Source organism: Acinetobacter sp. WA-87 (assembly GCF_039938935.1).
GTDB lineage: Bacteria > Pseudomonadota > Gammaproteobacteria > Pseudomonadales > Moraxellaceae > Acinetobacter > Acinetobacter seifertii.
The window spans coordinates 1-25,053 of sequence record NZ_JBDUVF010000002.1 but is presented as its reverse complement, the minus strand read 5'-3'; the positions used below and the strand labels follow the sequence as shown (position 1 = coordinate 25,053).

Here is a 25,053-nt window from a genome sequence, read left to right as displayed (position 1 = left end):
TTAATAATACCAATCAGTTAGTTTAATTTGTTTCATATGTGAAGAGGGATCAATTTCTAAAATTTTTGCATGATCTTCACGCCAGTCACCTAGTACAATTCTTTGTTTTTGTTGTATCTCATGAATTGCGGGACGGTGAGTATGACCATGAATAAGTGCATCAACATTTTCTAAAGCAGCAATTACGGCCTGTTCATTCACATCCATAATCTCGTAACTTTTTTGTTGTTTGTCTGAATGACTTCTTTTGCGGAAACCATTGACCAGTTTCGTGCGGAAACTTAGAGGTGTTCGTCGTAAAAAAGCGACTAAAAGCGGGTTTCGAATAATTTTTCTAAATCTTTGGTAAGAAATATCATCTGTACACAACGCATCACCATGTTCTAGGCGATATTGCTGTCCTGAAATATTAAGATAATACGTATCTGGTAATAACACACCATTAAACTTATTCAGGAAAACCTGATTTAGAGCAAAGTCACGATTACCGACTTGAAAGTATACTCGATTACCTTTTTGATTAAATGCTTTTAAAGCTTCGACAATTTCATTGAGCCAAGGGGCTGAATAATCGTCACCAATCCAAGCGTTAAACCAGTCACCTAAAATGTAAAGCTGTGTTTGCTTATTTTGATAATGTATCAACAAATCTAAAAACCCTCGAACGAGTCGAGGGTGTTCAGGTGACAAATGTAAATCTGAAATAAACAGATAGGTCACAGCTTATTCCTAAAATTATTCAGAAATAATTTTAGCAGATTCGATAACAACGTTTTCTAAAGGAACGTCAGCGTGATAACCACGGTTACCTGTACGTACACCTTTGATTGCTTCTACAACGTCCATACCTTCAACAACTTTACCAAATACAGCATAACCCCAACCTTGAGCAGTTTTTGAAGTATGGTTCAAGAAAGAGTTGTTTTTTACATTGATGAAGAATTGTGCAGAAGCAGAGTGAGGCGCTTGAGTACGTGCCATAGCAATTGTACCAACATCATTGCTCAAGCCGTTGTCAGCTTCGTTTTCAATCGCATCGCGAGTTGCTTTTTCTTTGAAGTTTTCATCCATCCCGCCGCCTTGGATCATGAAACCATCAATGACACGGTGGAAAATAACGCCGTCATAAAAACCGTCACGTACGTATTCTAAAAAGTTTGCTACTGTTTTTGGTGCTTTTTCAGTATTTAGTTCAAGAACAATACGACCTTTATTGGTGTTTAATTCGACTTGAGGAAAACTCATTACATTAATCTCCTAAACATGGGCTTATGACCATGGGTTTTTTGGTTGAGAGAAGCATAAGCAAACTGTAAACTACAAGGCAAGTAAAAAACGTTAAAATCTTTGTGAAAAATGAAGATAGCGTTTATTTTTTCGAAATTTTATCTACAAAGAAGTGATTGATACACTATGAAGCCTAATGATGTTGTCTCGAACCTGCCAAACAACCCGACACCGAATACTCATGCCTCTGTCGATTCTGCGCAGCAAGAACAACAGGCTGGATTAGATTTTGTTCGCCAAGTCATTACTGATGATTTGGCTGCCGGACGTGCAAAACAAATCGTAACGCGTTTTCCGCCAGAACCAAATGGTTATTTACATATTGGTCACGTAAAAGCAATCTGTCTAAACTTTGGTGTTGCTGAAGAGTTTAATGGCCTTTGTAATTTACGGTTTGACGACACAAACCCAGATGCAGAAGAACAAGAATATGTTGATGGTATTGCCAATGACGTGAAATGGCTTGGTTTTAACTGGAATGGTGAACCACGCTATGCTTCTGGTTATTTTGATCAGCTTTATGCATGGGCAATTCAGTTAATTGAGCAAGGTGATGCTTATGTTGATTTGCAATCTCCTGAAGAAATTAAGTTAAATCGCGGTAATTTTGTCGAGCCAGGTAAAAATTCTCCATATCGCGATGCTTCTGTAGAAGAGAATCTTGCTCGCTTTGAACAGATGCGCAGTGGTGAACTCAAAGAAGGTGAAGCAGTTCTACGTGCCAAGATTGATATGGCAAGCCCGAACGTGCATATGCGTGACCCGATTTTGTATCGTGTTTTGCATTCAGAGCATCACCAAACTGGTGACAAATGGAAAATCTACCCAATGTATGACTATGCTCATCCATTGTCTGATGCAATTGAAGGAATCACTCATTCACTTTGCACATTGGAGTTCCAAGATCACCGTCCATTTTATGACTGGATTGTTGAAAAGGTTAAATCTAAATCTGTTCCACACCAATATGAATCTTCTCGTTTAAACGTAGACTATACGATTACCTCTAAACGTAAATTGCGTAAGCTGGTTGAAGGTGGTTATGTAAACGGTTGGGATGACCCACGTATGCCAACAGTTGTAGGTATGCGCCGTCGTGGCTTTACGCCAGAGGGCTTACGTGATTTCTGTAAACGTGTAGGTGTGTCTAAAACTGACGGTATTGTTGATGTTGCAATGCTTGAGTTCTGCATTCGTCAATCTTTAGAAAATACTGCTGCGCGCGGCATGGCTGTTTTAAGCCCACTTAAAGTGACTTTGACCAATTTACCAGAAGATATGGATCTTACACATGCTCGCCATCCTAATGTGGATATGGGTGACCGTGTAATTCCTTTAACCAAGGAAATCTATATTGACCGCAAAGACTTTGAAGAAGTACCTCCTAAAGGCTTTAAGCGCTTAACAACTGATGGTGAAGTGCGTTTACGCCATGCATACGTCATCAAGTGTGATGAAGTTATTAAGGATGCAAATGGTGAAGTGGTTGAGTTGAAGTGTTCAATTGACCCTGAAACTTTAGGTAAGAACCCTGAAGGCCGTAAAGTAAAAGGCGTAATTCACTGGGTATCTGCGACAAAAGGTATTCCTGCTGAGGTGCGTATTTATGATCGTTTATTTACTGAAGCAGCACCTGATGCAGATGATGACTTCTTGGCAAACCTTAATCCAGAATCGTTGAAAGTGGTACAGGCTGTGATTGAGCCTGCTTTAGCTCAAGCGAGTCCTGAAGATCGTTTCCAATTTGAACGTGAAGGTTATTTTGTTGCTGATCAACATGATCACACTCCTGAAAAACCAGTCTTTAACCGCGTTCTTGATTTGAAAGACAGCTTCAAACCTGAGAAAAAGTAAGAGATTGATTATCTCTTACTTTTTCGCAAGACGAACAACATGTTGTGAGTAGATAGTCGAGATTAATTATCTCTTACTTTTTCGCAAGACGAACAAGCATGTTTTGAGTAAATAGCATTTATAAAAAAGCCCAACTTAGTTGGGCTTTTTTATAAATGCTTTCTTACAGATATTATGCTTTGGCAAATAAGTTAAGCCGGATTAACCACATAGAAATAAAGAACAATAATTATAAGAAGAAGCGATGCTAGCAATAAATATGTGTTCACTGTATTAAAGCTTTTAATAAATTTCAGGATTTCCATAATAAATCAGCGTTTATTTTATGTTACAAAGTTAATAAATTAATAATACACGGAAATTAATTATAAAGGTTCCCAAAAACAGATTAATAATCCATCTCTGGGTGAAAAATAAGCATTTGGCTTTATGGATATACTTTAACTAATATATTGAATTAAAAATTAGCCACTATATCCAATGCGTTTAAGGAATTTTTGAATAACCTCAAATGCAGCATGTTCAAGTGCAGATGCATATTCTATATTTTGCTCGCGCAATTTAGAAATAGAAATTCCAGCATTACGAAGTTCACATGTATGGCCAATAAGCCATTTTTCAAAATGTTCTTCAGTAGTTTCAATATGGAACTGCAACGCGAGAATATTATTACCAACTTCAAATGCCTGATTGGTATAAATATCTGAGCTAGCCAAAAGGGCAGCATTTTCAGGAAGATCGAAAGTATCACCATGCCAATGTAGGACATGAACATTATTAAGTAAAGGAGATAATACCTGATTAGGGCGTAAACTTAAGCTCAGTGGGCTCCAACCAATTTCTTTTTGATGACCGGCATATACTTTTGCACCAAGTGCATAAGCAATTAGCTGCGCACCTAAACATATCCCAAGTGTAGGTTTATCTGCTGCTAAGCGTTGTTTTAGTAAAGCAATTTCATCTTTTAAAAATGGGTAATCTTCAGTTTCATAAACCCCGATTGGACCACCTAAAATAATAGTTAATCCATCATGTGCAAAAGCAGCAGTTAAATCATCTACACCCGCTTCAAAATAACGGACGCGGAAGCCAAGTTGATAAAAGACATCTTCTAATGAACCTAAGTCTTCGAAAGCAAGATGCTGAATGGCATAAATAGTTTTTGGGAAGGCGTTTGTTGTGCTCATACAAATGATTCATAGAAGATCAATAGGTGGAGTATAGCGATAAATATAAAGAAGAAAATATCTGTATAAATCGTCAATACCTGAAAATTGATATTTTTCGTTAAGATAATGTTGTTATGCAAACGATTACCTATTTTGAGTGAATCTGTTTGCATATTCCATCTTTTAAAATAATAGCTTTTGAGTTGTCTCAAGGCCTATATCTGCAAGTTGATGTTCATCTTTTAAATTAACGCCTGAAAAGCCAAGTTGTTTTGACTTTTTCATGAGTGCGATTAACCTTTGTACTGCAACAGGAATACTTAAGCCTGCTGAGCGGACATTGGAAATACAATTACGTTTGGCATCGAGGCAGCCTGAATATGCATTCCACGTGTAGTAAATTCCCATACTATCAGGAGAGCTTAAACCTGGGCGCTCACCAATGAGCATAACAAGCATGGATACTTTAAAGATTTCAGCAACCTCATCACCTAAAGCAACCCGACTGCCTGTTGCCAGTGCAATGGGTGCAAGAGTCCAGTTTTCTTGCTGAACTTGTTCACTTAGCGCGGTAATGAATGGAATAGCATTCGCTTCAATCGCTCTTGCTGAGAGTCCATCACCGACCACAATACAAACATCATATTGTTGCGGATTTTCTGCATACTTCTTAATTAAGGCTTCTTTTGATAGGTTTGAAAGCTGACGGCCTAAATCTGGACGTTTAAGATAGATTTCCTTATTAGGTGCGTTGCTGTGGACATGAAGACTTTGCAGCTGTCTTTGTGCTAATTGCTCAGATAAATAGGAAACATCCATATCTTGATAAACCGCATCTTTTGCTTGTGCATGAGATAACTGGAACTCAAGTAAGGCTTGTGTAGGGATGCTACAACCTGCACGGCCCAGAGCAATACGGGCATCGGTAAACTGTTTGAGTTTTTCCCACTGGTCTTGATGAGTAGAAGATGGATATTGAATATCACGCTTCAGTTTCATGGCGTTCTCCCTAGTTCATGAGCAGACGAGAGAATTGGTCAGGCATGTGGTCTGCCCAACAAATTTGAGAGTTTTGCTGTTTAAAAATACCTTGTTGTTCAAGCCAAGCTGAAAACTCAGGAGCGGGTTTTAAACCGAGGAGTTGTCTTAAATAGAGGGCATCATGGAACGAGGTCGTTTGATAATTGAGCATGACATCATCTGAACCTGGAATTCCCATAATGAAGTTAATGCCCGCAGCGCCAAACAGAGTAAGTAGAACATCCATATCATTTTGGTCAGCATCGGCATGGTTGGTGTAACAAATGTCGCAGCCCATTGGCACACCAAGTAACTTGCCGCAGAAGTGGTCTTCTAGTCCTGCACGTATAATTTGTTTACCGTTAAAAAGATATTCGGGACCAATAAAGCCAACGACTGTATTCACTAAAAGCGGATTGTATTTACGAGCTACTGCATAAGCACGCGTTTCTAATGTTTGCTGATCAACGCCGTGATGAGCATTGCTGGATATGGCACTGCCTTGACCCGTTTCAAAGTACATAACATTTTGTCCAATGGTTCCGCGCTTGAGTGCGAGTGTGGCTTCATATCCTTCTTGTAGTAAATCGAGTGAAATTCCAAATCCTTCGTTTGCCAGTTGAGTACCAGCGATTGATTGAAACATTAAATCAATCGGCACATTTTTTTCAGCAAGTTGAATGCCTGAGCTGATATGTGTGAGAACACAAGATTGTGTCGGAATTTGATATTCCTGAATGACATGATCAAGTAATTTTAGTAGCTCTGACAAATTATGAAGATTATCTGTGGCGGGGTTAATGCCAATCACAGCATCGCCATTGCCATACATTAAACCATCTAAAATACTGGCAGAAATACCGAGCACATCATCGGTCGGGTGGTTCGGTTGTAAACGGGTAGAAAGATGGCCTTTTAAACCAATCGTGTTGCGAAACTGGGTGACCACTTCACATTTGCTGGCGACATAAATTAAATCTTGATTGCGCATAATTTTGCTGACAGCAGCCACCATTTCTGGAGTTAAACCTGACGCTAAGGCTTTTAAGCTTTGTGCAGTGGCTTCTTCACCAAGTAACCAATTTCGAAAATCACCTACTGTAAAGTGTGAAATAGGGGCAAAGGCTGCCAGATCATGTTCATCAATAATTAGTCGTGTAATTTCATCAGTTTCGTAATCGACCACAACCTCATTCAAAAAAGTTTTAAGTGGTACATCGGCCAAAGTCATTTGTGCCGCAACATGTTCGGTTGCATCTCTGGCCGCTACACCTGCTAATTCATCACCTGAACGTAACGGCGTTGCTTTTGCCATCAAGGTCTTCAAGTCAGCAAAGTGATACTGTTGATTGGCGACAATATTGCGATAACTCATAGTTACATCCTTTTTATAGTTCTTGTTCTGCGGCTTTAATATTTGCAAACTCTTCTTCTGGTGTGCCTTTCACTAAATGATAACGGCTATAGAATAAAAAGTAAGCAATAAATACGACATAAATAGCGGCAGCAATAAACCAAACTTTCGGATTAACAACAAAGCCCGCAACGACAGCAGCGATTGCTAGAACTAAGGCAATACTTGAAGTAACGATTCCTCCAGGAGTTTTATAAGGACGAGGCATATCTGGTTTAGAGAGGCGTAGTTTGATGTGGGATAAAAGAATCAATACATAAGAAATTGTGGCACCAAAAACCGCTATTAAAATCAGTGAATCGCCTTCTTTGGTGAGTGAAAGCAAGAACCCGATAATACCCGGAATAATAATTGCCAGATAAGGCGCTTTATTTTTATTGGTTAAAGAGAGTGACGTTGGTAAGTAGCCAGCACGTGACAGTGCAAAGATTTGACGGGAATAGGCATAGATGATTGAAAAGAAACTCGCGATTAAACCTGCTAAACCGACAAAGTTTACGAAAGTCGCAAGCCAAGTGTTGGTGCCATAAACTTTAACCAGAGCATCTACGAGCGGAGCGCCTGAGTTTTGTAAAGTACTTGCACCTGCTGCGCCCGCACCCAAGAATAAAATGAGCATGGCAAACGCCGTTAATATAAGCATTGCACCGATTAAACCGCGTGGGAGGGATTTGGCTGGATCTTTCGCTTCTTCGGCTGCTAATGGAACACCTTCAACTGCAAGGAAAAACCAGATTGCAAAAGGAACAGCGGCCCAGATGCCTAAATAGCCATGAGGTAGAAAACTGCTTGCGCCAATACCTGTTCCAACTGGAATATCAAATAAATTTTGTGCATTAAAGTGTGGAATCATTGCCCCAATAAACACGACCAGAGCAACTGCTGCGACAAGTGTAATCGCAAACATGATTTTTAAAGCTTCGCCGGCACCTTTCAGATGTATGCCCATAAAAATGGCGTAGCAGGCGAGGTAAATCATCCAGCCATTTATGCCAAATAAAGATTCGCAATAACCACCAATAAATACGGCAATAGCAGCAGGGGCAATTGCGTATTCAATTAAAATGGCTGTTCCTGTTAAATAGCCCCCAAAAGGACCAAAAGCAGCACGTGCAAAACTATAACCGCCACCTGCTGTCGGCATCATGGTGGACATTTCTGACATAGAAAGACATAGACATAGGTACATCAAGGCGGCGAGTGCAGTGGCAATAAACATGCCACCCCAACCACCTTGAGCAATACCAAAGTTCCAGCCGGCAAAATCACCCGATATCACATAAGCTACGCCTAAACCAATCAGGAGTAACCAACCAACCGTGCCTTGTTTGAGTTGACGCTGAGCAAAATATTCTGCTGATGAGACTTCTGTGCCTGAAGAAATGACCGAAGCTGTTTCTGGTTGATTCATACAATACTCCTGCGAGTTAGTTTGTATGAATTAATGCAAAAGCAATGCCTAAATAAATTGCTTTAAATATTAGGTGACGGTTTTTTATTCCACATAGTAAAAACTTGAGAACTAACAGTACAAAATAAAGAAGCCAGTAATCTAAATTACTGGCTTCTTGTATCATGAATGACCTTACTTCTTTCTAGTGTTGATAGTTTGGTATCAACTTGGTGCGAAACTTAGAAGAAGCCCATTGGTTTGGTTGAATAACTCACCAACAAGTTTTTAGTTTGTTGATAATGATCTAGCATCATCTTATGATTTTCACGGCCAATACCAGACTTCTTGTAGCCACCAAATGCAGCATGTGCAGGGTAGATGTTATAGCAGTTTGTCCAAACACGGCCCGCTTCAATAGCACGACCCGCACGATAAGAAATGTGAGCTGAACGTGACCATACACCTGCACCTAAACCATACATGGTGTCATTGGCAATTTTAATTGCATCGTCAAAGTCTTTGAATGTTGTTACAGCAAGTACAGGTCCAAAAATTTCTTCTTGGAAAACTTGCATGCCATTGTGACCTTTAAAAATAGTCGGATCGACATAGTAACCATCGCCTACTTCTTTACGGCCGCTACCACCAAGTAAGAGTTCTGCACCTTCTTCACGACCAGTGTTAATACAACGTAAGATTTTCTCTTGTTGTTGTAGTGATGCTTGAGCACCAATCATCGTTTCAGTATCAAGTGGATGACCAGTTTTAATACGTTTTACACGCTCGACTGCCATTTCCAAGAACTGATCAGCAATACTTTCTTGTACTAAAGCACGAGAAGGGCAAGTACATACTTCACCTTGGTTTAAGGCAAACATCGCAAAACCTTCAAGCGTTTTTTCTAAGAAGTCATCTTCTTTATCCATGATATCTTCAAAGAAAAGGTTTGGGGACTTACCGCCAAGTTCTAAGGTGACTGGAATAATATTTTCAGTCGCATATTGCATCACCATTTGTCCAGTTTGGGTTGAACCTGTGAATGCGATTTTTGCAATACGTGGGTTTGTCGCTAAAGGACGGCCGACTTCTGAACCGAAACCATTGACAATATTAAGTACACCCGGCGGTAAAATGTCTTGGATCAGTTCAGCCACCAACAAAATACCCACTGGCGTTTGCTCAGCTGGCTTAATCACGACACAGTTACCAGCAGCTAAAGCAGGTGCCAGTTTCCATGCTGCCATCAAAATCGGGAAATTCCATGGAATGATTTGACCAACTACACCAAGTGGTTCGTGGAAATGATATGCAATTGTATCTTCATCAATTTCAGAGATACCACCTTCTTGAGCACGAATACATCCAGCGAAATAACGGAAATGGTCAATCGCAAGCGGAAGGTCAGCTGCTAAAGTTTCACGGACTGCTTTACCGTTATCCCAAGTTTCTGCAACAGCAAGCATTTCAAGATTTGCTTCTAAACGATCAGCAATTTTTAAAAGGATATTTGAGCGTACCGTTGGTGATGCTTTATTCCATGTTGCTTTTGCTTTGTGCGCTGCATCTAGAGCGAGCTCAATATCTTCGGCACTTGAGCGTGGAATACGTGTAAAAGCTTTTCCGTCAACAGGAGATACATTGTCAAAATATGCACCCTTTACAGGTGCTACCCATTCACCGCCAATAAAATTTTCATATTGTGATTTAAATTGAACTTTTGAGCCTGGTTGATTTGGATCGATATAGCGCATATAAATATTCCTTTGCTTTTTAGGACTAAAGACTAACAAGAACCCTGTCAGTAGGTACTTTCGTACTTTGTATAATTAGGATATAAAGAAGAAGGTTGGAGAAAGGTTGGAATAGAAATGTGGATATATAAGGAATTTACAAATGTTCACAAAAAAGGATTTATTGCAGCAACGGACGTTGATTGATCAACTGCGCACGCAAAATAGTCTCTCTCCTCAGAATGCTGCCAAACTCGGCCAAAGTATTGCAAGCTCGTGGGAACGATCAGCTTCTGCTGCGATTCCTAAAGAACGTTTTGCTGCTCCATTAGTCGAGAAAAAAACTGCTTCACAAAACGCTTTAGATATGGCTCTAAGCCAATGTGCCGACGACTTACGTCATATTGCAGAGCAATCTTCAATGGTGATTGCTGTCGGTGATATCGGCAGTACGATTATCTGGACGGCAACAAGTGCTCAAATGCAAAGTGCTGCTGAACGTGTGCATTTTGTGCAGGGTGGGCAGTGGCGTGAAGAATTTGTTGGTACGAATGCCTTAGCTTTATCTTTAAAAACTCAACAATCAAGCTGTGTTTTTTCAAACGAACATTACATGGAATCGATTCATGATTGGGTGTGTTATGCAGCACCGATTATCGACCCATACTCAAAACAGACCCTAGGTGTCGTTGATTTATCAACCACTTGGAAGAATCATAATAGTTTAGGAATATTGGCTGCTGAACGTTGTGCATCCATTATTCAATCCGCTTTGCTAGAGCAGCAGCGCCAGCAATTACATATTCGTGCTTTTTCGACACCACAAGTTAAATTTAATGGCAAAAGTCTGTTATTAACACCGCGTCAAATTGAAATTTTAACCATATTGGCACTATGTCCATATGGCTTAACATTAGAGCATCTTTATCAGGCGCTCTATGGTGAACGTAAAGTCAGCATGGGCACACTTAAAGCTGAAATGTCTCAACTACGCGATATTTTGGGTGGTCTGTTAGGTTCACGTCCATATCGATTACTTGTACACGTTGAAGCCGATTTTTTACAAGCTGAACAAGCACTAGATGCGGGATATGCGGCTTCTGCTTTGCAGCTTTACACAGGTGTGTTTCTGGCAAAAACGGAAAGTCCGTTTTTATGTGCATGGCGTGACTGTCTTGAATCACGCTTGAGCGATGCAATTTTTAAAACACAAGAAACAGATTTATTACTTAAGCATTTAGCTCATTTTCCTGAAGCAATTGATGCGGTAGAACGCCTTATGGAATTAGTACCGAGTGAACATCCTGCGCATCAACTGCTGGTGAAATACCTTGACTCACCTAAACTCAGTTAGGTGATTTTTTGATCTAGCCACTGGAACAATTGTTGATAGACTTGTTCCCGTACTGGCTGGCCTGAAAGCACTAAGTCATGTAATCCATTGTGAATAGAAACTACAGAGACATCGCCTTTCATTTTTTTACCAAATTTGGCAATGTCTTTAACATCTAAAATGATATCGCTTTGAGTCGCATCTGGTCCCCATTTTTTAGGGTTTTTAGTTTGGTGCGAGTGCATAATCAGTGCAGGAACGTTTAGCTTAACTCCGCGATGAATCTCTTTTTGAGCCGTATGAATGGCGTGAATAAAGCTGAGTTGAACTGTAGAAACAGATGCAGGTTTCCAGTCGAGGTTGAAGTCCCATTCACCTTGATATTTTTTATGAAGACTGGTGGCGTACCATTTGTTCAGTTGGCTTGGAAATTTAACTTTTGGCAGATATTTTCCTACTCGACTGAGCATTGGAATACCAAATTTCTTTTCGACGAGACTTAAATTGAAGTCGTAAAACGGACTATTTGCCCATAGTGCTTTAATTAGAGGGTGATTCGGGTGATGGGTTGCATAAAGCGTTGCTGTCAAACCGCCAGTCGAATGCCCAGCAAGTAAGACTTGGGTGTGCTGTTCTTCGCCAATGATCTCTAATGCTTGAGTAATTTCGGCGTCGTATTCATTTAAATCATGCACATTATAGAAAATTTGATGAGGCAGTTTTGAACGCCCATATTTTCTTAAATCAAGTGCGTAGAAGTCATAACCATAAGCATTAAATTGCTCAGCCATTTCGGTTTGAAAGAAATAATCTAAAAAACCATGAATATACAGTACGGCTTTTTGAGTCGGTTGAGCGGCTTTTTTACGGACTAAGGTGGCTACAACTTTACCTTCATAATCATCAGGAAAGTTGAGGGTAAGCTGTTCGTAGCCAGTACCTAAAATATCTGGAACATAAGTTTGAGTAGCTAAAGGTGTATTCATTGTTATCGGGCTATTGTAATTAAGACATGCAGAGTATCCTTCAATGAAATGGGTAAATTGTCAATCAGGTTTGGAGAAGGTTGGAGTATAGGTTCTAAAAAAAGGGAATACCGCTGGAGCTAAGTATTCCCCAAAAAAGTAAGTCAACGGTCGGAGGGATTTGACTTACTAGAGGGACATGCCATTACATCAGGATTAAAGTGCTGCTTTAAAAATCTCCACAACTTGAGCATGATTAGCTTTACGAGGGTTGGTCAGCATACATGCATCTTTTTGAGCATTATCTGCCATCACTGCAAGGTCTTCGGTTTTCACACCTAACTCTGTTAAGCCAGATGGAATACCAATCGATGCAGACAGTTTACGAATGGCGTCAATTGCAGCATAGGCAGCTTCCATCACTGTTAACCCGTGAGTTCTTACACCCATTAACTCGGCGATTTTTGCGTAACGATCTGGGCAAGCAATTAAGTTAAATTCACATACGTGTGGTAATAAGATTGCGTTACATACGCCGTGAGGTAGGTTATAGAAACCGCCCAACTGGTGTGCCATGGCATGAACATAGCCTAATGACGCGTTGTTAAATGCCATACCAGCCAAGTATTGTGCGTAGCTCATCGCATCTCGTGCTTCGATATTTTCGCCGTTTGCGACAGCAGGTTGGAGCCACTGGCTAATCATCGTAATTGCTTTTTCTGCACACGCATCGGTAATTGGGTTTGCTGCCGTAGAAACATATGCTTCAACTGCATGGGTTAACGCATCCATACCTGTCGCAGCGGTTAAACCAGCCGGTTTTGCAATCATGAGTTTCGGGTCGTCAATTGCAATGAGAGGGGTACAACGCCAGTCAACAATTGCCATTTTTACATGAGTGTCTGTATTGGTAATAATACAGAAACGAGTCATTTCAGATGCAGTACCAGCCGTTGTATTTACTGCAATCAGTGGTGTCATTGGCACTTTGCTTTTATCAATGCCCTCATAGTCACGAATATGACCACCGCCTGCAGTAACTAGGCCAATACCTTTGGCACAGTCGTGAGATGAACCGCCACCTAAAGACACAATAAAGTCACAGCCATTGTCGTTATAGGCTTTCACGCCATTGTGAACATTAATATCGGTTGGGTTAGGTTCTGCACCCGGGAAAATATGGCTCGAAACGCCTGCTTCAGTTAAATAGTTTGCGATAAGGTCTGCAACGCCAAATTTAAATAAGCCTTCATCGGTCACAATTAATGCTTTTTTTGCGCCGAGGTTTTGCGCCTTCGTACCAATTTCTTTAGCACATCCTGGTCCAAAGAGTGATACGCAAGGAATATAAAAACCGTTTGTTTGATCTGCAATATTTTTAAAAGCCATGGAGTGATTCCTTTTTCCATAAATCCATTGTTTGTTATTACAGGTGAGCCTCACCATGGGCTTAGTATTGTGATCTGAAGATTATTTTCCTACCTACCAAAAACCTACCAAATATTGCTTAGGATTTAATTATTGATTTTTAATGACTTTATATAAAATTTGGCGCATTCATTTAATTTTTTCGGGAAAATCGTTAAGCTATGGGCTGTTGAAGATGTACATATGAGATTATGAAACAGGAAACTGCGCTTAAACTGCTCAAAGCAGGTGAAAATGTTTTTTTAACCGGTTCGGCTGGTGCAGGGAAAACCTATACACTCAATCAGTACATCCAATATCTAAAAGCACGTAAAGTACCTGTGGCTATTACAGCATCTACAGGTATTGCGGCAACGCATATGAATGGCATGACCATTCATACGTGGGCGGGCATCGGTATTAAAGATCAGTTAACTGACGATGACCTAAAACGTATGAAAGAGCGTAAATATCTCAAGGAACACCTTGAAAATGCGCAAGTTCTCGTTATCGATGAAATTTCGATGCTACATGCCAAGCAGCTTAATCTGGTCAATCAAGTCCTAAAATTTTTTAAAGAAAGTGATGAGGCATTTGGTGGCATTCAAGTCATTGTGGCTGGAGATTTCTTCCAGTTGCCGCCTGTAGGACGTAACGGTGAAGCCAACCGTGACAAGTTCTGCTTTATGTCAGATGCATGGGTCGAAGCCAAATTCCGTGTATGTTATTTAACAGAGCAACACCGTCAAGACGATGAAATTCTTAACCAGATTTTAAATGCCATCCGTGCGCAAAATATTCAAGCAGATCATTTACACGCATTACGTCAATCGCGTTCGCATGATATTGGTGAGACCTTTACTCGTCTTTATACGCACAATATGGATGTCGACAATATCAATTATCAGCATTTAAATGAAATTGATAATGAAGGGCATCAATTTAATGCCGTTTTAGATGGTAATGAGAAACTGGTAGAAACTTTAAAATCCTCGGTACGCGCACCAGAAGAACTCACACTGAAAAAGCATGCCAAAGTTATGTTTGTCAAAAACAACTTTGATATGGGATATATCAATGGAAGCTTGGGTGAAGTTATCGGCTTTGAAGAAGATGACGAAAATGGCTTACTGCCGAAAGTAAAACTAACCGATGGCACGACATTGCTCGTTGCCCCTGAAACATGGTCAGTTGAAAATGAAGCAGGCAAAGTGATTGCAAGTTTTCAGCAAATTCCACTTCGTTTAGCGTGGGCGATTACTATTCATAAAAGTCAGGGTATGACTTTAGAAGCTGCAGAAATTAACCTCATGAACACCTTCGAAAAGGGTCAGGGTTATGTAGCATTGTCGCGCTTAAAATCTTTAACTGGATTAAAGTTATTAGGTATTAATGAACAAGCTTTAGAGTTAGATAGTTTAGCGGTCAAAGCGGATCGCCGTTTTCAGGAGTTATCGGCTGAAGCCGAAGATAACTTTGCAGATGTAGATTTAACGGCTCAGCATAAAGCCTTTATTCGTCATTGTGGCGGCACCTTAAACGAAACTGAGATTTCTCGTAATGAGAAGAAACTCTCAAAAGGTGGCAAGCAAAATTACGCTACGGCAACGCTAGATGAAACGCGTGCATTGTTTGAAGAAGGCTATGAAATTGAAGACATCGCGCATGAACGTGGCCTGACACCAGCGACGATTATTAATCACTTGGCTCGACTTCATAAAGAACAAAAGCTGGATATTTCGGTTGCTCATCCTGGTGAAGAAGTGGTTGAAGAAGTCCGTAAAATTTATAAGAAATTGAAAAAACGTCAGAATCCAGATCATTTTTCTGATGATGGTTCGATCAAACTAAGACCAATTGTTGAAGCAACCAGTCCTCGAATGGGATATGATCAGGTTCGATTAGCTTTATTATTTATTGAATAAAGTTTGATTGGCTTAATTACTTATTACATAAATTGAGGTGGCTATGCCGCACGTAGTAGTCGATTATTCAGAAAACTTAACTGGATTAAACGCAAAACAATTACTTGAAGAAATTAATAGCACACTGATTGAGACAGAGTTATTTAGTCCAGAAGACATTAAAAGCCGTGCACGTAAAGATGATGTTTTCCTCATTGGCTTAGGAACTGATCAAGCCTATATTCATGCAAAGGTCTATATTTTGTCGGGAAGAACGGCTGAACAAAAACAGCTTATGGGTGAGCAGTTATTAGCGGTGCTTAGCAACAAAAAATATTTACAACAAGAGTTTAATAAAGAAATTCAATTGTGCGTTGAGCTTGTTGACATGCCAAGAGAAGATTATTTCAAGCAAGTTGTATAACTATAAAAAGCGCAATTTCGATCAAGAATAGCGATTAGCACTATGTAAAAGTAGTGCTATCGAATGAACAGACATGAATGTATGGCTGTATATACACAAAAGCTGCAACTGGTTTGCGACTATATTCAAAGACATTTAGATGAAGATTTAGATGTTGATCGATTGAGCCAGATTGCGGCCTTATCTAAGTTTCATTTTCATCGTATTTTTGCCATTCATATTGGCTTAAATGTGATGAAGTTTATTCAACTTTCTCGTTTAAAGCGGGCCTCTTTTCAACTGGCTTTTGAACCCGATCTCAAGATTATTGAGATTGCATTACAAGCAGGGTTTGACAGTCCCGAGGCATTTACTCGTGCATTTAAACGTTCATTTGATCAAACTCCTCGCGCTTTTAGAGATAAACCGGACTGGGAATCTTGGCACCAGAAGTTTGTTTTTACGATTCCAAAAAGTGAGCTAAAAATGAATGTAAATATTGTTGAGCGTCCTGCTGAAAAGATTGCCTATCTATCGCATTTAGGAAGTCCAGATAAAGTCTTGGAAACAGCTGCGCGTTTTATTGCTTGGCGCAAAGAAACAGGTTTATCGCCTGTAACCAAGTCTAGAACTTATGGTATTCCTTTTGCTGACCCAGATCAGACACCATCTGATGAATTTCGGTTTGATATTGCAGGTTCAATTGAAAAAACTGTACCTGAAAATAGTTACGGCGTGCAGACAGGTGAAATTCCTGCGGGGCGCTATGCAACCGTAAGACATTTGGGTAGCCATGACCAGATTAAAGATAGCGTGTATTACATCTTTAGAAACTGGTTACCTGAGCAACCAGAAGAAGCAGGGGATTTTCCAGTTTTCTTTCACTATCACAACTTTGTGCACGAAGTGAACGAGTGCGACCTTGTTACCGACATTTACTTACTTCTAAAGTGAGTCTAATCTGATACAGGCATAGCTTAGGTTATGCCTGTATGTTTAAAAGTTTGATATCTGCGTATTGTTCAATCAGGTTGTCATCTAGCATATGGATATAATCCATAAAGATGCTACTAAAGCTTCCCATGGTTTGCGCTTGATTTGCTGCAAGTTTACCTGCAATTGCAAAATGAACATGAGCTGAAAGAGCAGCAATGGTTGGTGTTGTCACAGCGCTATATGCGGCAATTAACGCACCTAAAGCACAGCCTGTTGCGGTAATTTTAGGTTGTAAAGGACTTCCGCCGTTTACTTGAATCACTGCATCTATTTCATGAGACAGGATATAGTCTGACTCGCCAGAAATAGCGATACAGCTTGCATGTGTTAAGAGAGAAACAGCTTGTTGATAGGCTTGATCACTACTTAAAGTGCTGTCTACACCTTTAGATTGAACCTGATTGCCTGCAAGCGTACTGATTTCTGAAGCATTACCACGAATAACGCTTGGTTTGAACTGTAAAAGCTCGTCTGTCATTTGACTACGCCAAGCTAAAATTGGACCGTAGCCTACCGGATCAAGTACCCAAGGAATATTGTTAAGTTGTGCTGTTTTAGCAGAGATTTGCATGGCTTGCATTTGCTCTGAAGTCGGCGTCCCCAAATTAATGCTTAAAGCCGATGAAATTTTGGTAAAACTTTCTGCTTCATAAGGATTATCAATCATTGCCGGTGAGGCACCAGAAGCCAGTAACACATTGGCTGTATAGTTGGCTGCAACGCTATTGGTAATGCATTGAACAAGAGGCGTTTGTGCCTGCATGTTTTGCCAAGCTTCAATCACCTGTTCAATGAGGTTTGATGTTGAAGTCATCTGATCATCCTTATTAAGCCAGAAGTAACATTTAACGGGTAAAATAGTGATCTTGATGCTTACATCTTTCGCAAATCAAAGAAACATAATCTGCTGCATCATAATCAACACTTAAATCATTTGAACCACAATGCATACAACGTTTAACTGAGTAAAAGTTTAACCGAGGTTCAATTTTTCGCCATGCTTTCCATACAGGTTGTACAAAAATGTGTTCGTCATAACCTAAAAAGCGGTTAAACAAAATGTGGCTCATTTTACTGTAGGGGATATTGTAAGGGCGTGGCAACATTGAAGTTTCCCACTTTTCAGCTAAAGCCCGTTCCCGATATTGCTCTAAAGTTTTCTTTAATAAATTGGTATTAATAAACTTTTCATTACGTGGCTGTAGAGCTTTTTGCTTATAAAGATATTCGAGTGCAGTTTGAATCAAATAATAAATTTGACCAATCGCCAATGAGTCCATTAAACGGTAGCAAAAAGTTTGAAAGTTAGAGCTACCCGCAATTTGAATACCCCATGTTCGGCAGTAGAACTGCATAAACTGGATAATTTCTTGATAGAGCACCTGAAAAAGGACATCTTTCACTTCATCGGCACTACGAAATGGAATACCAAGACTTAAGTTTTCATAAAACCAGAGACGTAGTTGTTGGGCTACACTGTATAAACTTGGGTCACTATAGCCGTCTAGGCGAATGTTTAAATAAAAGCACTGTGGTTCGTCAGATTGATCCTGTGCATTTAAAATCCCATCTTTATGAAGCTGTTTAATGAGATGGTTTTGGAACATCCAGTTGGGTGTAATAGGCTGATATTTTATTTGGTCCCAGTGAATATATTCGTCATGCGCAACATCGTCACGTGCATAATCATCGAGCAGGCTAAGCAGAAAAAGTTTATTTAAAAAACTAAGTTGCTCCAGACTACGTTGAGGTTGATCTTTTGACTTAAACTGGCGTTGTTCTTGTAAGCGGGTTTGCTGTAAAAGTTTCTTTCTTTGTTTAGTGCATTGGTCACAGTGACACGTCATTTTTGTGTCTTTAAATACACGATGCTGGCAATGACTGCATTCATGAAACTGAATGTCTTGCTCAAATTGTTCGGCATCTACCCAATACATTGAAGCTTGGCAGAGTGGGCAATGGCTACTTTCATCTAGCTGTTTCTGTAGAATTTGTAAGGCCATTTCGCTCCGAACACTTAAATCAATCATGATTGACCTATTATACACAGCCGCATTGCCGATAGCTGAGATTGTATTTTTGTTTGGTGCAAAAATAGAAAACCTAAAATCTTTATTTTGACTTTAGGTTTTCATAAGAGATTAAAAGTTAAGATTAAACAGGGCACGGCAAGCTCTCATCATGTTGTCCAAGTTTTTTAGCATTAATAAGCGCCTGTACTTTTTTACTTGGTAATTTCACTTTACCTAATGCGTCATAAGTATTAACGATAGTTGTTACCTCCTGAGCAGTCATTGAAATACCTTCAGCAGTTAAAAACACGGCAATCACGTGATGGTCGAGTCCCGCTGCATCTAGATCATGAATAGCTTTAATATTTTCTAAACGATGTAAATAAGTTTTTAATTCCATAGTAGCTACCTCTTGTTCTGATCGAAATACTTATACTGGTATATTCAATAAGGCAAGAACCATGCCTAAAATGTAAGCAGCTCCTAAAAAATGTTAAAAGCGAAAGGAGTTTTATTTTTATTGTATAGATTGATTATATAAACAACGATTATCGTAATTTTGGTCTAATCTGTGCTAATAAAACCAGATTCTAATTTGAAATGTATAAATCAAGTCCCATTAATTTTATTAAGGTAAGCAAACATAGTATGTATGAATGTGTATGATCAAGTTCATAAAATTCGTACTACGGTTTTCGAAAAGTATATAAGGAATAAAGATGAATATTGCGGCACAGCCTCCCGTTCAGGCGGATCAAACAGTTTATTTAAAAGATTATCAAAAACCTTCGTTCTTGGTTGAATCCATTAATCTTGATATTCAAGTTTATGACGATAAAACAATTGTTGATTCAACTTTAGTCATGAAGCGTCAAACTGCTGGAGACTTGGTGCTGTTGGGCCGTGACCTTGAGTTGCAATCTATTCAGCTCAATGGTCAAACGCTTACTCCTGCACAATATTTACTCGATAGTGAGCAACTGGTGATCACTAACGCACCAGATGAAGCCATTTTACAGACTCAAGTGATTATTCATCCTGAAACCAATACTCAGCTTGAAGGCTTATATAAAGCTGGCGATTTGTTTGTTACGCAAAACGAGCCTGAAGGCTTCCGCAAGATTACCTTCTATCCAGACCGTCCAGACGTACTTTCAGTCTTTACGACTCGTGTAGAAGCAGACAAAAAATACCCAGTATTACTTGCGAATGGTAACTTGCTTGAAACAGGTGAAGCGGGTGAAAACCGTCACTTTGCGATTTGGCAAGACCCAACTAAAAAGCCAAGCTATTTATTCGCCTGCGTTATTGGTGATTTAGCTGTACTTAAAGATCGCTATACGACTTCGGAAGGACGTGATGTTGCCTTAGAAATCTATGCCATTGAGAAAGACATTCCAAAATGCCATATCGCAATGGAAGCTTTAAAGCATTCAATGCGTTGGGATGAAGAACACTACGGCCGTGCCTATGACCTAGACAACTATATGATTGTTGCGGTAAGCCAGTTCAATATGGGTGCAATGGAAAATAAAGGTTTAAATATCTTTAATACTTCATGTGTACTTGCCGATGAAGAATACACAACTGACGCAGCGATTATGCGTGTGCAGTCAGTAATTGCCCATGAATATTTCCATAACTGGACAGGTAACCGTATTACATGCCGTGACTGGTTCCAACTGTGTTTAAAAGAAGGTTTAACGGTATTCCGTGATCAGTCTTTCTCGGAAGACTTACAATCTGCTGCGGTTCAACGTATTGATGACGTTGCTGTACTTAAATCACACCAATTTCCTGAAGATGCAGGTCCATTATCGCATCCACCACGTCCAGACCACTTTGTAGAAATTAATAACTTCTATACTGCGACAGTCTATGAAAAAGGTGCGGAAATTAACCGCATGATGTCGACCTTACTTGGTAAAGAAAAATACCGTAAGGGAACAGACGAATACTTCCGCCGTCATGACGGACAAGCCGTAACTGTAGAAGACTGGGTTGCTGCATTATCAGCAGGTTCGGGTGTCGATTTATCTGCATTTTTAACTTGGTATAACCAACCGGGTACACCAAAGCTTGAAGCAAAAGGTGAGTACGATGCAGCAGCACAAACTTATCGTTTAAGCTTTAAACAAAGTCTGAAAGCTCATCCTAAATATCCAAATTTAAAAGCTGTTCCAATTCCTGTAGCTTTAGCGCTATTTAATGCTAAAACAGGCGAGCAATATACACTCCAAAGCGAAAGCCTCTTTGTAAATGGTGTTAAAGATGGCGTGTATTTGTTTGACCAAGATGAAGCAACTATTGAGTTTACAGGGGTAACAGAGCAACCTGTTGTTTCACTACTACGTAATTTCTCTGCACCTGTAAATCTGATATTCGATTACAGTGATGAAGAATTAGCATTCTTGATTCAGCATGAAACAAATGGTTTTAACCAATGGCAAGCAACACAAACCTTGCTTGAACGTATTTTGTTAGAAGATCACTCTGCGGATACTTATATTCAAGCTATTCAAAGCACTTTGCCTGAGTTAGTTGGCCGTGACCCACTTTTAGCATCTCGTTTGTTTGATGTACCTAGTGAAGGTTATTTGGGTAGCCGTATTGATCAGGACTATGCACCAGCCGATGTTCATGTAAAACGTGAGGCCTTGCTGAATCGATTAGCACAAGAGTTAGGTTCATTCTGGAAAGATACTTACCTTACCCTTGACCCAGACCAGCAAAAAGAATTTTCTTTAGCGATGGGTGTACGTGCATTAAAAAATATCATGCTGATGATGATGGCTCGTCAGGGCGACCAAACTGTATTTGAATTAGCACATGTGCAATATCAAAACACAGGCAATATGTCTGAACGTTTAGGTGCTTTACGTGTATTAGTTTGGCAAAATGCGCCTCAAGCTCAAAATGCCCTAGCTGATTTCTATGACCGCTTTAAAGATGAAGCATTATCTTTAGACCAATGGTTTATGATTCAGGCAGCCAATCCAAAGGCGACAGCAGAAACAATCGAGTATTTAACTCAACATCCTGATTATGACCTAACGACGCCAAACCGTATTCGTGCTGTAAGTGGTGGCTTGTCAAATAACCCTGAAAATACTTGGGGCTTTGGTGTAGCGCACTTTATTAATCTTGCGCAATATCTTGACGAGAAAAATCCAATTTTAGGTTCACGTTTATTACAGGTATTGTCACGCTGGTATACGCTTGCAGAGCCTCAACGTACGCAAGTGCAACAAGCTTTGCAGGCATTACAGCCTAAAGTGAAATCTAAAAACGTTTCTGAAACTTTAAATAGTATGTTAAGCGTTTAATTATTTAATAATACTTAATAAAGGTCTCGTATGAGGCCTTTATTTTGACCATTATTTTGTATTTTTAAACTATAAAGTTTTTTAATTAATATTAAATGTATTATTTAAATATATTAAAAAATAAAATACTTTAATTTTAAGTGAATTATTTGGTTAAAAAATTGATTTATGTGACCAAATTCAATAAAAATATAGATTGAAATATTTGGTTAAATTTTTACAGGTAAATATTGTTGAATCTCTTTTAAATTAATATAAATCAATTATTTGTAATTTTGTCACGTCTTTTTTTATAATTGGAAATTAAGTTTTATTAACAGTATTTTGTTAGTTGGAAATTAAAATAATAACAAACTCATGCATTTTAATTATTTTTATGTATGATATTTAAAAATAGGAATAAAAAATAAGCTTTAAAAGAGCAGTCAAATAAAATGATTGTAAGGATAAGAGTTAATTTTTTTATATCTATTAATTCGACAATTTCATTCAAAAGGTTTTGACCATGAAAAAGACTTTTTTTTATTTATCAGCACTTGCTATAGCATTAATTTCTGTTAATGCAGCAAATGCCGCTACAGCAACGGGGACATTAACTGTTAAGGCGACAGTAACAAATAGTTGTGTCCTTAATACCTCTGCAACAGGTACCACAACAAATGCGGTTTTGGACTTTGGTACTTTAAGTTCTCTGACTAGTAATGTTGATGCAGATACCACAACGACAGGCGGTACAGCAATTAAAGTCCTTTGTAACAACACTGTGCCATGGACTTTGTCATTTGATGGTGGTCAAAATGTTTTATCCACTCAACGACGAATGATCGGTGGGGCAACAAGTAACGAATATATCCCTTATAACTTGTATTCAGATACAGGCCGCGGTACCGCGATTGGAATTGCTACAACAGCTTATAGTGGAACTGGTAGTGGTGCAGTACAAACAGTGAACGTGTATGGCCGTCTTCCTGCTGGTTCAGCTTTGCCAAGCGCTGGTAGCTATGTTGACACAGTAACTGTGACTGTGACTTATTAATTTTTTAAATAAGTTCTGTTCATTGTTGTTGCTAGCTCTTTTGTAAGAGCTAGCTCTAGCTTAATTTGAGAAAAGTAATTCTGGGCAAGTTATGAAAAAAAATATCTTTGTTGCTACTTTATTGTTATTTTTGCCTAGTATGTTAAATGCTGCCTCAATACGTCTTTCTCCTGTGAATGTTGAAATATTGAGTGATCAATCTGCGTCCTCAATTAGTTTATATAATCAGTCGAACGAAAGTGCTGACTTACAAATACGTATATTTGAATGGACTCAGAATGCTGGACAAGATCAATTAATTCCAACAGATGATATTGCAATTAGTCCACCTTTCTTAAAATTAAAACCGAATGATTCTTATAATTTGCGTGTAGTCCGTATTAAGCCAGAACCAATTTCTGGTGAAAAAACTTATCGTATTATTCTTGATGAATTACCAAAACCTATCGATAGTCGTAAAGCATCTCAAGGTGTAAATGTATTACTTCGCTCATCATTACCTGTATTTGTAGTAAATAAAGATGCGATTACCCAACTGAACTGGAAAATTGATGCGAAGCAAAATGATACTTCCTTGAATATTAGTAATATTGGTAACAGACATGCACTTTTAAATGACTTAATTCTTGTAGATAACACAGAGAATAAAAGTTATCCGATTAAAGTAAATACCGTAAATGGTTATATTCTTTCCGGAAAATCAAAAAATTACTCAATTAATAATTTTACATATCAGCCAAATCACAAATACAGTATTTCTCTAACAGTTAATGGTAAAAAAACCACACTTTAAGAGGCTTATATGAAATATATTATAGGTGTCTTATGTGTCGCATATTTTCCAGCACATTTATTTGCTGAACAACTTTTAGATCATACAAACACTGCGGTTCCCAGTGTTCCTAAGTCTATAAGTAACGATAATAAATATATGCACGAAAAGACGGATGGACAAGAGCAAGAACATACTTTTACTCAGCTATTTTTAAATATTTCTATTAATTCAAATACCTCTGAAGACTTGTTTTCTGTAAAACAATCTAAAGATGAAAAACTATATATTCGTTCTAGTGACTTAAAAGCCTTAAGACTGAAAATGGATGAGCATATCCCTGATAGCCAATGGGTATGTATTAATGAACTGAAAGGAATCCAGTTTAAGTATCTGGAAAATGAGCAGTCTCTAAACTTACAAGTTCCTGCGAGTATGTTGAGTGACTATTCTGTTGACTTAACTGGTCAACCGACTACAAACACCAACTTACTAAAAATGAAACCTTTAAATGCTGCAATTCTGAATTACAGCATGTATCACACCATTACTAATAATGAGAGTATTTTCTCAGGTTCGGCAGAAGGGATTTTCAACAGCGCGCTTGGTAATTTTTCATCAGGCGTTTTATATAACGGTAGTAATGAAAATAGTTATAGCCATGAGAAGTGGGTGCGCTTAGAGAGCAAGTGGCAATATGTAGATCCTGAAAAAGTCAGGATATATACCCTAGGGGACTTTATTTCCAACAGTTCTGACTGGGGCAGTAGTGTACGTCTTGCCGGTTTGCAGTGGTCGAGTGCCTATACCCAACGTGGGGATATTATTACTTCTGCGCTGCCACAGTTTTCCGGTTCAGCGGCGCTACCTTCTACACTGGACTTATACGTTAACCAGCAAAAAATTTATTCAGGTCTCGTGCCTTCAGGTCCATTTGATGTTAAGCAGCTCCCGTTTATTTCAGGAAATGAAGTTACATTGGTAACAACTGATGCAACAGGTCAGCAAACCATTACTAAAAAACCTTATTAC

Annotated in this window: 21 protein-coding genes and 1 pseudogene; 9 read left to right on the top strand and 13 right to left on the bottom strand. The window is 39.0% G+C overall.

Annotated features, from left to right (window positions below; translation table 11 throughout):
- Together ABFY81_RS07055 and ABFY81_RS07050 are read right to left on the bottom strand one after the other, a co-directional pair.
- Nucleotides 1-720, bottom strand: a complete 720-nt coding sequence (locus ABFY81_RS07055) for a UDP-2,3-diacylglucosamine diphosphatase (RefSeq protein ID WP_347913433.1) — start codon at nucleotides 718-720, stop codon at nucleotides 1-3.
- A 15-nt stretch (nucleotides 721-735) separates the two neighbouring features.
- Nucleotides 736-1,245, bottom strand: coding sequence for a peptidylprolyl isomerase (locus ABFY81_RS07050; RefSeq protein WP_004700945.1), 510 nt, complete (start codon nucleotides 1,243-1,245; stop codon nucleotides 736-738).
- 168 nt (nucleotides 1,246-1,413) lie between these two features.
- Here ABFY81_RS07050 and ABFY81_RS07045 point away from each other — a divergent pair, with 168 nt between their 5' ends.
- Entirely contained in the window at nucleotides 1,414-3,141 is a 1,728-nt protein-coding gene (locus tag ABFY81_RS07045; protein WP_068932973.1) for a glutamine--tRNA ligase/YqeY domain fusion protein, read from the top strand.
- Nucleotides 3,142-3,332: 191 nt separating this feature from the next.
- Here ABFY81_RS07045 and ABFY81_RS07040 read toward each other — a convergent pair whose 3' ends face one another.
- From ABFY81_RS07040 to ABFY81_RS07015, 6 genes are all read right to left on the bottom strand, one after another.
- Nucleotides 3,333-3,446 carry a hypothetical protein gene (locus ABFY81_RS07040; RefSeq protein WP_081409826.1) on the bottom strand — a complete coding sequence of 38 codons (114 nt, stop codon included), beginning with the start codon at nucleotides 3,444-3,446 and terminating at the stop codon, nucleotides 3,333-3,335.
- 159 nt (nucleotides 3,447-3,605) lie between these two features.
- Nucleotides 3,606-4,328, bottom strand: coding sequence for a glutamine amidotransferase (locus ABFY81_RS07035; RefSeq protein WP_191001439.1), 723 nt, complete (start codon nucleotides 4,326-4,328; stop codon nucleotides 3,606-3,608).
- A gap of 165 nt (nucleotides 4,329-4,493) precedes the next feature.
- Entirely contained in the window at nucleotides 4,494-5,309 is an 816-nt protein-coding gene (gene eutC / locus ABFY81_RS07030; protein ID WP_191001440.1) for an ethanolamine ammonia-lyase subunit EutC, read from the bottom strand.
- Between the two features lie 10 nt (nucleotides 5,310-5,319).
- Nucleotides 5,320-6,705 (bottom strand): ethanolamine ammonia-lyase subunit EutB, encoded by a 1,386-nt coding sequence (locus tag ABFY81_RS07025; protein WP_347913432.1) that lies wholly within the window; start codon nucleotides 6,703-6,705, stop codon nucleotides 5,320-5,322.
- Nucleotides 6,706-6,718: 13 nt separating this feature from the next.
- Nucleotides 6,719-8,155, bottom strand: coding sequence for an ethanolamine permease (eat, locus tag ABFY81_RS07020; protein WP_347913431.1), 1,437 nt, complete (start codon nucleotides 8,153-8,155; stop codon nucleotides 6,719-6,721).
- Between the two features lie 221 nt (nucleotides 8,156-8,376).
- Nucleotides 8,377-9,888, bottom strand: coding sequence for an aldehyde dehydrogenase family protein (locus ABFY81_RS07015; RefSeq protein WP_004791594.1), 1,512 nt, complete (start codon nucleotides 9,886-9,888; stop codon nucleotides 8,377-8,379).
- A gap of 142 nt (nucleotides 9,889-10,030) precedes the next feature.
- On the opposite strand from ABFY81_RS07015, the gene ABFY81_RS07010 reads away from it, so the two are divergent.
- Nucleotides 10,031-11,221 (top strand): transcriptional regulator, encoded by a 1,191-nt coding sequence (locus ABFY81_RS07010; protein WP_347913430.1) that lies wholly within the window; start codon nucleotides 10,031-10,033, stop codon nucleotides 11,219-11,221.
- Here the strand turns inward: ABFY81_RS07010 and ABFY81_RS07005 are convergent.
- Both ABFY81_RS07005 and ABFY81_RS07000 read right to left on the bottom strand, forming a co-directional pair.
- Nucleotides 11,218-12,186 (bottom strand): alpha/beta hydrolase, encoded by a 969-nt coding sequence (locus tag ABFY81_RS07005; protein ID WP_347913429.1) that lies wholly within the window; start codon nucleotides 12,184-12,186, stop codon nucleotides 11,218-11,220. The two genes, ABFY81_RS07010 and ABFY81_RS07005, sit on opposite strands and share 4 nt — an antisense overlap.
- A gap of 195 nt (nucleotides 12,187-12,381) precedes the next feature.
- A complete protein-coding gene (locus ABFY81_RS07000) occupies nucleotides 12,382-13,554 on the bottom strand; it encodes an iron-containing alcohol dehydrogenase (protein WP_077163420.1) in 1,173 nt (390 codons plus the stop codon).
- A 230-nt stretch (nucleotides 13,555-13,784) separates the two neighbouring features.
- On the opposite strand from ABFY81_RS07000, the gene ABFY81_RS06995 reads away from it, so the two are divergent.
- The 3 genes from ABFY81_RS06995 to ABFY81_RS06985 all read left to right on the top strand — a co-directional run bounded on the left by ABFY81_RS06995 (nucleotide 13,785) and on the right by ABFY81_RS06985 (nucleotide 16,833).
- Nucleotides 13,785-15,497 (top strand): AAA family ATPase, encoded by a 1,713-nt coding sequence (locus ABFY81_RS06995; protein WP_347913428.1) that lies wholly within the window; start codon nucleotides 13,785-13,787, stop codon nucleotides 15,495-15,497.
- A 43-nt stretch (nucleotides 15,498-15,540) separates the two neighbouring features.
- The gene (locus tag ABFY81_RS06990; RefSeq protein ID WP_347913427.1) at nucleotides 15,541-15,900 is read left to right on the top strand and encodes a 5-carboxymethyl-2-hydroxymuconate Delta-isomerase; all 360 of its coding nucleotides are present in this window, start codon (nucleotides 15,541-15,543) and stop codon (nucleotides 15,898-15,900) included.
- An 81-nt stretch (nucleotides 15,901-15,981) separates the two neighbouring features.
- The gene (locus tag ABFY81_RS06985) at nucleotides 15,982-16,833 is read left to right on the top strand and encodes an AraC family transcriptional regulator (protein WP_347913700.1); all 852 of its coding nucleotides are present in this window, start codon (nucleotides 15,982-15,984) and stop codon (nucleotides 16,831-16,833) included.
- A 28-nt stretch (nucleotides 16,834-16,861) separates the two neighbouring features.
- On the opposite strand, the gene thiM is transcribed toward ABFY81_RS06985, so the two are convergent.
- The 3 genes from thiM to ABFY81_RS06970 form a co-directional block, all read right to left on the bottom strand.
- Entirely contained in the window at nucleotides 16,862-17,689 is an 828-nt protein-coding gene (gene thiM, locus ABFY81_RS06980; RefSeq protein WP_240286881.1) for a hydroxyethylthiazole kinase, read from the bottom strand.
- Between the two features lie 31 nt (nucleotides 17,690-17,720).
- Nucleotides 17,721-18,878 carry a hypothetical protein gene (locus ABFY81_RS06975; protein WP_347913426.1) on the bottom strand — a complete coding sequence of 386 codons (1,158 nt, stop codon included), beginning with the start codon at nucleotides 18,876-18,878 and terminating at the stop codon, nucleotides 17,721-17,723.
- 151 nt (nucleotides 18,879-19,029) lie between these two features.
- Nucleotides 19,030-19,287: a hypothetical protein gene (locus tag ABFY81_RS06970; protein WP_004700972.1), complete on the bottom strand. Its 258-nt coding sequence runs from the start codon at nucleotides 19,285-19,287 to the stop codon at nucleotides 19,030-19,032.
- Nucleotides 19,288-19,606: 319 nt separating this feature from the next.
- Here ABFY81_RS06970 and pepN point away from each other — a divergent pair, with 319 nt between their 5' ends.
- From pepN to ABFY81_RS06950, 4 genes and pseudogenes are all read left to right on the top strand, one after another.
- Nucleotides 19,607-22,213 carry an aminopeptidase N gene (gene pepN, locus ABFY81_RS06965; protein ID WP_347913425.1) on the top strand — a complete coding sequence of 869 codons (2,607 nt, stop codon included), beginning with the start codon at nucleotides 19,607-19,609 and terminating at the stop codon, nucleotides 22,211-22,213.
- A gap of 499 nt (nucleotides 22,214-22,712) precedes the next feature.
- Nucleotides 22,713-23,249, top strand: a complete 537-nt coding sequence (locus ABFY81_RS06960; protein ID WP_199983325.1) for a spore coat U domain-containing protein — start codon at nucleotides 22,713-22,715, stop codon at nucleotides 23,247-23,249.
- Nucleotides 23,250-23,340: 91 nt separating this feature from the next.
- Nucleotides 23,341-24,042: a fimbria/pilus periplasmic chaperone gene (locus ABFY81_RS06955; protein ID WP_347913424.1), complete on the top strand. Its 702-nt coding sequence runs from the start codon at nucleotides 23,341-23,343 to the stop codon at nucleotides 24,040-24,042.
- Between the two features lie 9 nt (nucleotides 24,043-24,051).
- Nucleotides 24,052-25,053, top strand: a pseudogene (locus ABFY81_RS06950) (fimbrial biogenesis outer membrane usher protein); the annotation flags it as partial.